Genomic DNA, 13,728 nt, shown 5'->3' on the forward strand with positions numbered 1-13,728 from the left:
GATTACCGCAACGCCCAGTCCACCGCTGCCTCCGCATGGATTCGGGTTGTGTCGAATAGCGGTAATTCCGTATCCGCTGGCTGTACGAGCAAGTCCAGTTCGGTGCAACCCAGAATCAGTCCCTGGGCGCCGGCTTGTTGTAACTGTTCAATGGTTGCCAGCATCTTGGCCTTAGAGCTCGGCTCCTTCTGACCCACCACGAGTTCCTCGTAGATAATGCGGTTGACTTCATCAATGCCGGCAGCGTTGGGAGTGAGCACCTCGATACTCGCAGCTGCGATCCGCTGCTTGTAAAAGTCTTCTTGCACCGTGTATTTGGTCCCGAGCAGTCCCACCCGCGTAATGTGTTGTTGTTGCAAAGCCGCAATGGTGGCGTCGGCGATATGTAACAACGGGATCTTGATGTAGGACTGAATCTGCGTGGCTACTTTGTGCATCGTGTTGGCGCCAATCAGGATAAAGTCGGCCCCGGCTAACTCCAAACCGTGCGCGGCGCGGCCGAGGATGTCCGCACTCTTATCCCACTCGTTGCGTTCCTGGCACCGGGCGATTTCGTCAAAGTCGACGCTGGCAATCAGAATTTTGGCGGAGTGGACCCCGCCAAGGCGTTTGTTGACCAACGTATTAATTAGCTGGTAGTAGGTGACGGTACTTTCCCAACTCATGCCACCCAGTAAACCGATTGTTTTCAATGTGACCACTTCCTTTGGCACTATCCTAGCATTAAATTGTTGACGGGTGGTCAAAATTTAGTGTGGGGGGCCCACTCTCCGTGACCAGTTAGGGGGCTCATAGTGCTGCCAACCAAAAAACTAGGTGTAGCCACCAAACTGGCTGCACCTAGTTTTTAAATTCAAAGACTAATGTTATTGTTATTCCGCTTCGTCAATGGCGACGCGGATGGTGCCGATATCGGTCGGCGTCGTACGGCAACAACCACCGATGATGGCAGCACCGGCCGTGATCCATTCTGGCACCAGGTCCGTGAAGCTGGCAGCGTGTGGGTTGGTCACCCAACTCTTGGAGCTGGGGTCGTAGGTATCGCCGTTGTTGGGGTAGACAATCAGTGGCTTTTCCGTGGCGTGACGTAGTACCCGCAACGCTGGGGTGATGGTTTCCATGCTAGTACAGTTGACCCCAATGGCCTCAATTTGCGGGTTATCGTTCAGCGCCGCTGCAGCCCGGGCCAACGGTGTACCGTCAGCGAGGTGGTGGGGGTCACTAATACTGAAGGAGACCCAAGCGGTGAGGTCGGGGAACTCTTGACTGAGTAGCTCGACCAACGCGGTGACCTCGTCGTTGTTTGGTTGGGTCTCAAAGGCAAAGAGGTCGACGCCAGCGGCAGCTAATGCACGCATCCGCATCAGGTGAAAGTCATGATACTGGGTGTCGCTCAGCTGGTACTTCCCGGTGTACTCGCTCCCGTCGGCCAGAAACGCACCGTAAGGGCCCACACTACCGGCGACGAGACGCTCATCGCTACGGGTGGCGTGATCACGCGCGGCTTGGGCTAACGCGACGGCTTTGGTGATGAGCTTGCTACTGACCACGTGGTCGATACCCTGCTGGGCAAAGCCTTGTGGTGTGGCCTGGTAGGTGTCAGTAGTGGCGATGTCGGCACCCGCGGCATAGTAATCCGCGTGTACCGCCTGGACTGCCTCTGGATCCGTGGTCAACGCTAGCGCGGACCACAAACTATTGTTGGTATCAACACCCCGCCGGTCCAGCTCCGTGCCCATGGCGCCGTCGTCGACCAGGTAGTGACGTTGATTGAGTAAAGTGGTTAGTGGATTCTGCATAAATACCTCCATGCTTGCATATTCGGCCCACAAAGTGAGATAGTGAATCACAAGCGCGTTAAAGACATTGTAGCACGCCAGCGGGCACCTGAAAATTATCCGTAGTAATATCGGTGTCATCCCGCTGATGCATTCGGCGTGCAGGCAGTACATACACTGGGAGGTAGCAACTTGGCGGCACAGCACGAAACGTTAAAACGCAAAATGGAGTCCCGACACCTACTGATGATCTCACTGGGTGGGGTCATTGGGACGGGACTCTTCCTTAGTTCGGGTTACACCATTCATGAAGCGGGGCCAATTGGCACCATTCTCGCCTACGCCATTGGGGCGGTCGTGGTGTATCTGGTCATGTTGTGCCTGGGCGAATTATCCGTGGCGATGCCCGAAACTGGTTCGTTTCACGTCTACGCTGACCGTTTTATCGGCCCGGGCACCGGGTTCACGGTGGCCATCCTCTACTGGCTGACCTGGACGGTAGCATTGGGTTCGGAGTTCACCGCCGCGGGGCTAATGATGCGCAAATGGTTCCCCGATTCACCAACGTGGGTGTGGAGCCTGCTGTTTATGGTGGTAATTGTGGTGTCCAACGCGCTGTCCGTGCGTTTCTTTGCGGAGACCGAGTTTTGGTTTTCTAGCATCAAAGTCGTGGCCATCATTGCCTTCATCATCCTGGGTGGCCTGGCGATTATCGGGGTCATTCACCTGAACGGTACCCAGCACGCACCGTTACTGCATAACCTGACCAAAGATGGGTGGTTCCCCACGGGCTTTAAGGGTGTCTTCACGACGATGTTGACGGTTAACTTTGCTTTTTCTGGGACCGAACTGATCGGTGTCACCGCCGGGGAGACGAAGGACCCGGCCCACAATATCCCCCAAGCCATTCGGACCACACTCTTGCGGCTGGTAATTTTTTTCATCGGCAGTATCTTCGTGATGGCCGCACTGATTCCGTGGCAGCATGCGGGGGTCAACCAGAGTCCCTTCGTGCTGGTCTTCAACCAGATTGGGCTACCATTTGCTGGTGACCTGATGAACTTCGTGGTGTTGACCGCGATTCTATCGGCGGCCAACTCTGGTTTGTACGCGTCGACGCGCATGCTGTGGTCGCTAGCCCATGAGGGTATGATCAGCCGCCGCTTTGCGCATACCAGTCGCCGCGGTGTACCGCTACTGGCACTAGCCGTCAGCATGATCGGTGGGATCCTGGCTCTCACGTCCAGCGTTGTGGCGGCGGACACCGTCTACCTGGTCCTCGTGTCGGTATCAGGACTGGCAGTCGTCATCGTCTGGATGGCCATTGCGCTCTCCGAAATCAACTTCCGGCGGCAGTGGCTGGCCCAGGGCCACACGGTCAGTGAGCTCCAATTCCGCACACCGGGCTACCCGGTGGTGCCGTGGGCCGCGTTGATCATGAGCTTGCTGTCGTGCGTGCTGATTATCTTTGACCCTAATCAGCGTAGTAGTCTGTTTTACATGTTGCCATTTATCGCACTTTGTTACGGTTTCTATTACGGCCGCGAGGCGTGGCGGCGGCACCGTGGCAGTAAATTTTCACGTTCCCAGCATTAATTCTGTGCGTTAAATTAAAGAAAGGTTGTAAAATGTGTTGACAAATATGGCTATCGCTAATAAGATAGCCATATTGAATCGGTAGCGCGAAAGGAGGAATCGCCATGATTATTACTAACGGTACAACATCCGTGACGATGCCTGCTTTTGCGTTGCTAGCCTTGTTGTTGAGGTAAAGGACCCGGTTACGGCGATAGGCCGTCAATTGAGCCCTTATTCACTTTGGCAATGGGGCTCATCCGGTAAGTTAACGGTGGACCCTGATGTAGCAGTTGCTGCATGAAGGTCCACCGTTTTTTTGCGGGATGGATGCGCACATAGGTTGCTGTGGTTGGTTTTACACATATTGAGTGTGGGAATAGATTAGAAGGAGATTAGGACGATGAAGAAAACTTTCAAACGTATCGCACTGGGATTTGCCGCCGCGGCCATGGTGACCATCATGGCAGGCTGTTCCAGTTCCGCGAAGGCCAAAGGCAATAGTGCCAGTGGCAACACCATTAAAGTGGGGGTCAACATGGAACTTTCTGGTTCGACGGCTGGTTATGGTGAGCAGGAAAAGAAGGGGATCGAGCTGGCCTTTGAGAAGATCAACAAGGCTGGTGGCGTTAAGGTCAAGGGCAAGAAGATGAAGCTCAAGCCGGTTTACCGTGACAACAAGTCATCGACCACCAGTGCCGCTTCCGTTGCCGCCCAGTTGGTGAACAACGACAAAGTGGTGGCAGTGGTCGGGCCGGCCACGACCAACGATTCGACGGCGGCCATTCCGAACGTGACTAAGGCGTCCGTACCGATGATCACACCATCCGCTACGGATGCTGGCTACACGCTACAGAAGAACGGCAAGGTCCAGCCATACGCATTCCGCGCTTGCTTCACGGACAGTTTCCAAGCGACGGCAGCTGCTAAATTTGCCTACAACACGCTGAAGGTGAAGAAGGTTGCCATCTTGGCTGACAACGCCAGTGACTATGGCACCGGCCTGACCAAGGCCTTTAAGAAGACCTTCAAGGGCGACGTGGTCTCCACCCAGTACTTCCAGGCGGGTGACAAGGACTTCAACGCTACGCTGACCAGCCTGAAGAACAAGAAGTTTGACGCTCTGTACGTTCCGGGCTACTACTCTGAAGTTGGCCTGATCATCAAGCAGGCACGGCAGATGGGCATCAAGACGCCAATTATTGGGGCTGACGGTATGGGTGACCCGTCGCTGCCCAAGATCGCTGGTAGCAATAACGCCACGAACGTTTACTACAGCACGCCATTCTCCACTAAGTCCGCTGACACGAACACGACCGTCAAGAACTTCATGGCTGATTACAAGCAGAAGTTCAACGCCGAAGCCCCAACGTTCTCCGCACTGGCTTACGACTCGGTCTACATGGTCAAAGCTGCCATTGAAAAGGCCAACTCGACGAACTCCGTCGATATCGCCAAGGCACTGGGCAAGCTGAAGAACATGAAGGGTGTCACCGGGACAATGAGTATTGACAGTAAGCACAACCCTGAAAAGACGGTTTCCATTGAGCAGATGACCAATGGGCAGATCGTGAAGGCCTACTCCGTTAAGTAGTAGCGCCCGACACAACACGCAGTATCGGTGGTCCCGGGCGGGAATCGACGGTGTCGGTTTCGGCTCGGGACTGCTTATACGTTCGTGTAGTTAATCACGTGTGGGCGTGGTGTCCTGCGCATACAGCGCGGCGGCAGCCACCCAGGTAGCAATCACGAGGAGGTTTGATTGTGCACACAGTCATGCAACAATTAATCAACGGTATTTCGCTGGGCAGTATTTACGCGCTGTTGGCGTTAGGCTACACGATGGTCTACGGGATCATCAAACTACTCAACTTTGCGCATGGTGATGTGTACATGTTGGGGGCGTTTTGGGGCTACTATGTCATTAACTATTGGCACTTTAACTTTATCTTTGCCCTCATCTCCACCATGGCTATTACCGCATTGGTGGGGGTCATCATCGAGTTTCTGGCGTACCGGCCACTACGGCACGCGCCGCGTGTGGCGGCGCTGATTACCGCCATCGGGGTGTCGTACTTCCTGGAAAACGGGATGTCCTACCTGTATGGCGCGAGTGCCCGTAACTTCCCCCAGGTAATCAAGCAACATAGTTACCACGTGGCGGGGATCACCATTTCCAACATTCAACTCATTATTTTGGGTACCGCCATTTTCCTGATGGTCGCTCTGCAGTTGGTCATCAAACAGACCAAGATGGGCAAGGCCATGCGGGCCGTGGCCAACGACCCGGACGCGGCGCAGTTAGTGGGCATCAACCCGAACCACGTGATCTCCTTCACCTTTGCCATTGGTTCTGCCCTGGCGGGTGCTGGTGGGGTGCTCATTGGCCTCTACTACAATTCTATTGACCCGCTCATGGGCATGACGCCCGGGATCAAAGCCTTTGTGGCGGCGGTGGTTGGCGGCATTGGGTCCATCCCCGGTGCGTCCATCGGTGGCTTTCTTATCGGCATCCTGGAAACGGCCACGCAGGCGGTGGGCCTGTCCGCATACAAGGACGCAGCGGTGTACGTGGTACTGATCATCATCCTGCTGGTCATGCCGTCAGGAATATTCGGGAAGAACAAGAAGGAAAAGGTTTAGGGGGACACTATGCAAAGAAATATCAAAGCAAATGCGATTTGGCTATTAATAATGGTCGCCGGCTTTGCCCTCATCGATGCGTGTGAGTTCGCCGGCCTGATCAACACCTTCATTGAAAACGCATTGGTAACCATCGGCATCAACGTCATCCTCGCGACGGGGCTGAACTTGATCATCGGTTTTACCGGCCAGTTCAGCCTGGGCCACGCCGGGTTTATGGCCATTGGGGCATACGCCACCGGAATCATCACTGAGTACGCCACGACGGCCGTGGGCTTTTGGCTGTCGGTCGTCGTGGGGGTGGTGATTGCTATTATTGCGGCCATCATCATCGGGGTACCGACGCTCCGGCTACGGGGTGACTACCTGGCCATTGCCACGATGGGGGCGTCCGAGATTATCCGCGTTGTCATTAACAACCTCAAAATTACCAACGGCCCCTCAGGTATTTTCAACATTCCGATGTACGCGACCTGGCCGGTTGTGTACGTGGTGATGTGTATCGTGGTCATCATGACCGTTAATTTCATCCATGCACGCTCCGGACGGGCAGTGATGTCCGTGCGGGAAGATGACATCGCAGCCGAAGCGGTGGGACTGAACACGACCAAGTGGAAGCTATCCACGTTCGTCTTTGGCGCGGCCACGGCGGCGGTGGCGGGCTCACTGCACGCTAGCTATATCCAAATGATTGCCCCCAGTGACTTTGGTATCATGAACACCATCGCTATCCTCATCATCGTGGTGCTCGGTGGCATTGGTAGTATGACCGGGACCGTCGTGGCGGCCGTGGTGCTCGGCGTGATCGATACCGTGCTCCAGAACTTTGGTACGCTGCGGATGGTTATTTACGCGTTGGCACTGATTCTGCTGATGGTCTTCAAGCCATCCGGTCTGTTGGGACGGCACGAGTTGACGTTCCGCTGGGTTGGTAAGAAACGGAAGGCGGGAGGTGCCGAATGAGTACGATTCTGGAATTACAGCACGTCAGTGAAGTCTTTGGCGGCCTGACCGCAGTGGACAACGTGTCGTTCGACGTTGAGCGGGGGGCGCTGGTTGCGTTGATTGGCCCCAACGGTGCGGGCAAAACCACCCTGTTTAACGCCATCACCAGCGTGGTACCGCCCACTAGTGGACAGGTGTTGCTCCATACCCAGGAGGGAACGGTGGAGCTGAACAAGTTGCCCGCGTACAAAGTGGCTAAGTTGGGCCTGTCGCGAACGTTCCAAAACATCCGGTTGTTTGCCGACATGAGCGTCCGCGACAACGTGGCCGTGGGTATGACCACGAGTTACCGCGAAAGTTTTGTGGCGACCATGCTGCGGCTCCCGTCATTTTACAAGCAGGAGGCGGAGGTACGGGCCCGGGCCGATGCCTTACTGGCCGACTTTGACCTGACACCGTTTGCGGACACCGGTGCGGGTAACCTACCATATGGTGAGCAACGGCGCGTGGAAATCGTGCGTGCATTGGCGACGAAGCCCCAGATCATCTTCCTGGATGAACCGGCGGCGGGGATGAACCCCGAGGAAACGGCCGACTTGATGCGGCTGATTCGCAAGCTGCAGTCGGACTATGGCGTAACCGTAGTGCTGATCGAACACGACATGTCGCTCGTGATGAATCTGGCGCAACGCATCTTTGTGCTTGACCACGGGAAGTTGATTGCCGCGGGGACACCGGACGAAATTAAGGCCAACGAAGCGGTGGTCACGGCGTACTTAGGGGGTGGCGTCCATGCTTAAAGTTGAACACCTGATGGTCAATTACGGCGCCATCAAGGCCGTCAAGGATGTTAGCTTTGAAGTTCACACCGGCGAAGTTGTCACGCTGATCGGCGCAAACGGTGCGGGCAAGAGTACCATCCTCAAGACCATTTCGGGAATCATGCGTGCCAAAGCCGGCACGGTCACGTACGAGGACCGGGTCATCAACATGTTGAGTGCATCGCGGATCGTGCAGTTGGGTATTTCCCAAGTGCCGGAGGGACGGCACGTGTTTGAGGGCCTCAGCGTCCTGGAGAATCTCCAACTCGGGGCGTTTACGCAACCGCGGGGATTTGACGTGTCGACCGCCCTGGACGAGGTCTTTGCCCAGTTCCCCGTCCTGGCAGAACGGCGTAAGCAGGATGCTGCCACTTTGTCCGGAGGCGAACAGCAAATGTTAGCGATGGGTCGGGCGTTAATGGCTAAGCCCAAGTTGCTGTTACTGGACGAACCGTCGATGGGGCTGTCACCCATCTACATCCAGAAAGTCTTTGACATCATCAAGACCATTCACGCCCAGGGGACGACCGTCCTGTTGATCGAGCAGAACGCCACCCAGGCACTCAGCATCGCCGATCGCGGTTATGTACTGGCCAGCGGTGAGGTGAAGATGACTGGGACCGGCGCCGAGCTATTGGCCAACAAGCAGGTCCAGTCAACGTACTTGGGCGGTTGATCAGCGGGGAATGCTAGGAGTAAGTCACAAGGCGGTGACGTAACACGGTGCCACTACGCGTTCAGGGGGGACAACATCGCCATATATACCAAACATGGGTCCGCGCAAATCCCTAACTAAGGGTTTGCGCGGACCCATGTTTTACGTGTTGGTAACCTACTGGAATACTAGCGCGGTTGCGCTTTCAGTGGTGACTGCTTTATCATGGTGGCGTTGGAGTAACGGTATGCGGCTGGCCTGTGCGCCCAACCGCGCGAGAGAGGAGTTTTCCAGATGGCAACGATTGAACGGGACGTGGAGTATGATGCGCAGCGACACCTGATGACGGATATTTACCCGGCCACCAGCGCGCAGACCCGAGGCACCATTCTGCTGCTTCATGGTGGTGGCTGGTTTCGCGGTGATAAGGCCAAAGAGGCGCAGCCAGCCGGCAAGTTAGCCACCGCGGGCTACCAAGTTGTAGTGCCCAATTTTCGGTTAGCTCCGGCCAACCATTACCCCGCGCCACTGGTGGATATGGATACGTTGGTTAGTTGGCTACGTACCAGTGGCCGGTTGACCGACTTTGTCGCCGTAGTGGGCGCCTCCAGCGGCGGCAATATGTCTGTGGAAGTTGGTTTGAAGTATGGCTGGCCGACGGTGTCGCTGTCGGGCATTCTCAACATTGAGGAGTGGCTCCAGGAGCACCCGCACGTCGTGGGTTCGTTGGACCACCAGGCACCCGCGAATGCGGACACGACAGCCATTGACCAGGATGGTCAAGACGACGAGTTTTACAAGGGCTTTATTGAGCAGTACTTTGCGACGAATCAGGATTACCACGCCGGCACGCCCTACCACCACGTAACGGCACAGGCGGGACCCATGTATCTGGCCAATTCGATGAACGAGTTTGTGCCCAACGATGGGGTGTTGCGGTTGGCCACGGCGCTGGTGGCCCAACAAGTGCCGGTGACGGTTCGATTTTTGCCGGGGACGCGGCATGGTGAGGCGTACTTAGGCGACGTATGGTCAGACGTGCTGGCGTTCATTCAGCGCGCCGAGAGCCAGCAAGGGTGACGCGCTCTAGCGGTTGGCGTCGTGAAAGTGGCGCTGCGCACGGGGTGGCCATACTGAAGGTGTTAAAATAAAGGTGGGCGCGCTGGGGCGACCCACCTTTTTTAGGGGACGAGTCTCCAGCGCCCAGAAACTGGAGTTGTAACGGACTGTGCCAGTACCAGACTGGCGCTTTTAATTCAATAACGCCGTACAAAAAATAATATAACAAAGAGGTTAACAATCATGGTAGCTTACAAAACGGGATTAATTCGGACGGCTGACCTGAAGCAGATCATTCAAGAATCAGGGTTACAGCGGCGTACCGACGATGAACACCGGCTGACGGGGATGATCGAAAATGCTGATGTGCTGATTAGTGCCTGGGACGATAAACGCCCGGTTGGCTTTGTCCGGGCCCTGACGGATTATGCCGACGTAATTTATGTGGCTGACCTGGCGGTTGTGAAAGATTACGAGCGGCAGGGCATTGGTCGGCACCTGGTGGACCTAGTGATTCAAGCTGTAGGGGCGGATAAAAACGTGGTCCTGGTGGCGTCACCAGGGGCAGCCGACTATTATAGCCACTTGGGCTTCACCCGTAACGACCGGGGTTACGTCCGGTTGGGCGAGCAGTCATAAGTCGTCGCAGTGTACCACCAGCTGAAGGGAGTGGAGACTATGGAAATTGCAATCATTGGCGCCGGCTCCCGCGGTTTGGTGGCAACCCAGCGGCTAGTTGCATGGGCCCGGCAAACAACGCACTGGTCCCAGTTGCGCATTACGCTCATTGATCCGTACGGGGTGGGTGGTCGTGTCTGGCGACAGGACCAATCGCACCTACTCCTAATGAACACTAACCCCGCTAACGTAACGCTGTTCGCGGACGCGGTGGATCACATCGCGGGGCCCATTGTGCCGGGACCGGACCTATACACCTGGACGCAAACTCTGGCTGCGGACTTCATTCGGCAGGTGGCGCCCCCGCACACCGATGAACTGTTGGCTGAAGTGGCGGCGCTGGCCCCGAATGGCTTTGCGTCACGACAGTTGTTTGCCCTCTACGCCGCCTGGTTTTATACCCAAATACAGGCTAAGCTGCCGGCGGGAGTCACGTTGCGCGTATTGACCGCCGAGGCGCAGGGGGTACGGCCACAGGATGGGCGCTACACCATTACGCTCCCCACGCAACAATTGCTGGTGGACAAAGTCGTCATGGCGCTCGGCCACTATGCTAATGACGCGACGCCAGAGCAGGCGGACTTGGCTCAGCAAGCAGCGCTGTACGGCTTGACCTACGTTTTGCCTACGGAACCGCAGGAGTACGATTTCAGCCAGTTGCAGCCGCAGCAAACCGTCATTCTCCGCGGCTTGGGACTCAACTTCTTTGATGCAGTCACGCTACTAACGCAGGGGCGCGGCGGCCGTTTCACGCGCGGAACGGACGGATGGCTGACCTACCGACCATCCGGACAGGAGCCACAAATTGTGGCGGGTTCCCGCCGCGGCTTTCCGTTGCGGGCCAAGGGCGTCAACATGACCGACGATACACAGTTTCACGGGCAGTTTATCAATCCAGAGTGGGTCGCCCAGTTCACGGAACCTGGCACCATGAGCGGACAGGAGCTATTGAGCCGGGTGCGCCGGGAGATGGCGTACGCGTACTACCGGGTGCTGTTGCGGACACAGTACCCGCAGGTGGACGCGGATGCACTGCTGGCAAAGTGGGTGCAGTCGCCGGACCCTGACGCGGTCATCGCACAAACACCGGTACGGGCCCATGACGTGTTCGATCCCGACGCACTCCTACATCCTGAACGACAGTATCCGCACAGTGACCGCCGCGAGGTCATGGCGGCGTACTTAACGGCCGATGTGCAACTGGCCCGTCGTGGCACCAAAGATGGTCCTGACGCTGCCGCACTCGAGGTGTTGCGTGACGTGCGCAATGACCTGCGCATAATCGTCGCACGGCGGTTGCTAAGCGAGACTGATTATTATCAGGAGCTGCTGGGACGCTTTAAGCGGGCGGAGGCTTACTTAGCAGTGGGCCCGCCGGATACGCGTATCGAAGAACTACGGGCCTTGGTACTGGCGGGCGTGGTTACCATCCTGGGACCAGCAATGGCGGTGACGGTTGATCCCGCCCACCACCAGTTCCGGGCGTGGTCCCAGACGTATTCGCACCAGCAATACTATGCGGACTGGTTGGTTGAGGCGCGGTTACCCGCGGTTAACGCGGAGACGACACAAAACCCACTAGTACGGTCATTATTACAACAACACCTGGCGCGGCCACAACGGTTAACGGTTGCGAATGCCCGCCAGGTGACGGGGGCTGTGGACGTTGACCCGCTGCGGGCGACGTTGCTACCTGGTCGGGACGACAGCGATGGCTTGTTCTTCTGGGGTGTACCGACGGAAGGGGCGACATGGTTTACCACGACCACCCCCCACCCCGGATTGCCCGACTCGGTGATCAGTACGGCAGATTGCATTGCGGCACAAATTTTTGCGGGATGAGGATTGTTCCACGTGAAACACAACGGCACACAAATAGCGGCGGACGCTTCCAAATGAGGAAGCATCCGCCGCTATTTTAATTATTGGAGGGTTACGCTGGCGCCGGTTCCGGTCGGCCAGCTGGGCGCGCGTCTTTGCCCTGGTCCTCCTTGGCGTCTTGGTCCTTCTCCTTGGCTTTTTCCTTGTCCTTCTCACGGGCAATTTCGTCCTTGGTCAGCATGTCCTTCACCGTCATCTTGACGGCCGTCACGCGCAGGCCGGTCATTTGGTGCACGTTTTTGGCAATGGCAGTGGTGAGCTTGTCAAAGATGGCGGGGGCGTTCTCACCGTAGTGGAGCACCGCGTCGAGGGAGACTGTCACCGTCTGGTCGTCATCCATATCCACGTCGACACCCTTAGTGGGGTTACTGTCCTTGCGGAAAAAGTCGGTCATGTTAGCGACCATGCCACCTTCCAGCGAGTATACGCCGGTCACTTCGTTGGCGGTAATGCCCACGATCTTGGCGACCACTGCGTCGTCAAATTTGAGTTCCTGGTCGACTTTGTTGGTGTTCGTTTGCGTCTTAGCTGCGTCCATATTGATTCCGTCCTTTCGCGTTAGCGTTGTTGCCACTCACGCTTGGTGAGTACATCCTTCACGTTCATGTTGAGGGCGACGACTTGTAACCCCGTCATTTGTTTGATGCGGGAGCTGACACGCGTACATAATTGTTCGAACAACGCGTGTGCGTCCCGGTTGTATTCGAGCAACACGTCGATATCGATGGCGACTTGCTGCTCACCCACGTCGACTTTGATGCCTTTGCTGGTGTTGTCACCCTTGCTGAGGGTATCGGTAATGGCATCGATGACGTTGCCATCCATGCCCAAAATCCCGTCGATTTCGTGGGCACACAGGGTGGTGATCTTGGTGATAACCTGGTCGTCAAACGTTAGGCGACTGTTGGCCATCAGGTCGTTCGTTGTTGTCTGCATTGCGGTCACTGCCTTTCTTTAGTGAACAGGTCCTTACCGGCAGTTAGCCATTGCGTGATGGCGGGCCATAGGGGCACCAGGTACCGTGCGGTTAATCCGCCCAGCGCGGCTCCGCAGAGCACTAGGAGCAGGCTACCAAAGCCGAACTGTAACCACACAACGACAACTGCCGCGCCCGTGAGTATACCCATGAGTGTTTTGGTCATTGTCATCACCTCCTAGAGCACCTTGGCTGGCCGCTGTCGTGCGTTCACCGGGGTGAGGTGAATGCTGACCCGCTGGACCGGGACGCCGAGGGTATTAGCCAAGACGTCCTTAACCGTTTGCTCGATTCCGGTCGCCAACGTTGCCAACTGTTGGCGTTGCAGCGGCGTAGCGTCAACCGCCACGTGGTGCACCGACCGTTCGTGCATCGTAACCGTCACGTCGGCGTCCCGTACGGGGTGGTTAGCCGCTACCGCTTTGGCGATTGCATGTTCCACGGCCTGCCGGTCCATGGTCAGTTGCCCGTTTGGTGTAGCGAGGGCCAGGCGTTGGGTCGTACTGCGGCGGAAGATAGCCATCAGTAGCATGACCACAAAGGTGACCGCCGTGACCGCCACCATGCCGAGCAACAGTGGTCGTAGCCAGTTTGTCTGGGTCGTGTACAGCGCCAGCAGGTTGGGTACTGGCCACAACGTAGCGGCGAACGCCGCAGTGGTTGCGAGACCGACGATGGCAATGAGTCCCAGACCTAGTTTTGTTAGTGGGCGCATGG

15 protein-coding genes are annotated in these 13,728 nt (G+C 56.6%); 9 read left to right on the forward strand and 6 right to left on the reverse strand.

Annotated elements, in window-relative coordinates; translation table 11 throughout:
* Positions 1-2 precede the first annotated feature (2 nt).
* Both FD19_RS06340 and mmuM read right to left on the reverse strand, forming a co-directional pair.
* Positions 3-692, reverse strand: a complete 690-nt coding sequence (locus FD19_RS06340) for an aspartate/glutamate racemase family protein (protein WP_054750482.1) — start codon at positions 690-692, stop codon at positions 3-5.
* 180 nt (positions 693-872) lie between these two features.
* A complete protein-coding gene (mmuM, locus tag FD19_RS06345) occupies positions 873-1,799 on the reverse strand; it encodes a homocysteine S-methyltransferase (protein WP_054750483.1) in 927 nt (308 codons plus the stop codon).
* A gap of 204 nt (positions 1,800-2,003) precedes the next feature.
* Between mmuM and FD19_RS06350 the strand changes: the two genes are divergently transcribed.
* The 9 genes from FD19_RS06350 (at position 2,004) to FD19_RS06390 (ending at position 11,996) form a co-directional block, all read left to right on the forward strand.
* Positions 2,004-3,374 (forward strand): amino acid permease, encoded by a 1,371-nt coding sequence (locus FD19_RS06350; protein ID WP_056969432.1) that lies wholly within the window; start codon positions 2,004-2,006, stop codon positions 3,372-3,374.
* A 382-nt stretch (positions 3,375-3,756) separates the two neighbouring features.
* Positions 3,757-4,947: an ABC transporter substrate-binding protein gene (locus tag FD19_RS06355; RefSeq protein WP_054750484.1), complete on the forward strand. Its 1,191-nt coding sequence runs from the start codon at positions 3,757-3,759 to the stop codon at positions 4,945-4,947.
* 170 nt (positions 4,948-5,117) lie between these two features.
* Complete coding sequence (locus tag FD19_RS06360) at positions 5,118-5,996, forward strand: branched-chain amino acid ABC transporter permease (RefSeq protein WP_056969385.1); 879 nt, start codon at positions 5,118-5,120, stop codon at positions 5,994-5,996.
* Between the two features lie 9 nt (positions 5,997-6,005).
* The gene (locus tag FD19_RS06365) at positions 6,006-6,959 is read left to right on the forward strand and encodes a branched-chain amino acid ABC transporter permease (RefSeq protein WP_056969387.1); all 954 of its coding nucleotides are present in this window, start codon (positions 6,006-6,008) and stop codon (positions 6,957-6,959) included.
* Entirely contained in the window at positions 6,956-7,741 is a 786-nt protein-coding gene (locus tag FD19_RS06370) for an ABC transporter ATP-binding protein (protein WP_056969389.1), read from the forward strand. Before FD19_RS06365 ends, FD19_RS06370 begins: the two co-directional genes overlap by 4 nt.
* Positions 7,734-8,438, forward strand: a complete 705-nt coding sequence (locus tag FD19_RS06375) for an ABC transporter ATP-binding protein (protein ID WP_054750485.1) — start codon at positions 7,734-7,736, stop codon at positions 8,436-8,438. The genes FD19_RS06370 and FD19_RS06375 overlap by 8 nt, the downstream gene beginning before the upstream one ends.
* A 273-nt stretch (positions 8,439-8,711) precedes the next feature.
* Positions 8,712-9,497: an alpha/beta hydrolase gene (locus FD19_RS06380; protein WP_054750486.1), complete on the forward strand. Its 786-nt coding sequence runs from the start codon at positions 8,712-8,714 to the stop codon at positions 9,495-9,497.
* A 222-nt stretch (positions 9,498-9,719) separates the two neighbouring features.
* Positions 9,720-10,115, forward strand: a complete 396-nt coding sequence (locus tag FD19_RS06385) for a GNAT family N-acetyltransferase (protein WP_054750487.1) — start codon at positions 9,720-9,722, stop codon at positions 10,113-10,115.
* 39 nt (positions 10,116-10,154) lie between these two features.
* A complete protein-coding gene (locus tag FD19_RS06390; RefSeq protein ID WP_054750488.1) occupies positions 10,155-11,996 on the forward strand; it encodes an FAD/NAD(P)-binding protein in 1,842 nt (613 codons plus the stop codon).
* Between the two features lie 91 nt (positions 11,997-12,087).
* Here FD19_RS06390 and FD19_RS06395 read toward each other — a convergent pair whose 3' ends face one another.
* The 4 genes from FD19_RS06395 to amaP are packed head-to-tail and all read right to left on the reverse strand — an operon-like array spanning position 12,088 to position 13,726.
* Positions 12,088-12,573 carry an Asp23/Gls24 family envelope stress response protein gene (locus tag FD19_RS06395; protein ID WP_054750489.1) on the reverse strand — a complete coding sequence of 162 codons (486 nt, stop codon included), beginning with the start codon at positions 12,571-12,573 and terminating at the stop codon, positions 12,088-12,090.
* 20 nt (positions 12,574-12,593) lie between these two features.
* Entirely contained in the window at positions 12,594-12,971 is a 378-nt protein-coding gene (locus FD19_RS06400) for an Asp23/Gls24 family envelope stress response protein (protein WP_054750490.1), read from the reverse strand.
* 5 nt (positions 12,972-12,976) lie between these two features.
* Positions 12,977-13,177, reverse strand: a complete 201-nt coding sequence (locus tag FD19_RS06405) for a hypothetical protein (RefSeq protein ID WP_054750491.1) — start codon at positions 13,175-13,177, stop codon at positions 12,977-12,979.
* A 12-nt stretch (positions 13,178-13,189) separates the two neighbouring features.
* Positions 13,190-13,726 carry an alkaline shock response membrane anchor protein AmaP gene (gene amaP / locus FD19_RS06410; RefSeq protein ID WP_054750492.1) on the reverse strand — a complete coding sequence of 179 codons (537 nt, stop codon included), beginning with the start codon at positions 13,724-13,726 and terminating at the stop codon, positions 13,190-13,192.
* Positions 13,727-13,728: the final 2 nt, after the last annotated feature.

Source organism: Lacticaseibacillus thailandensis DSM 22698 = JCM 13996, assembly GCF_001436135.1.
Lineage (GTDB): Bacteria > Bacillota > Bacilli > Lactobacillales > Lactobacillaceae > Lacticaseibacillus > Lacticaseibacillus thailandensis.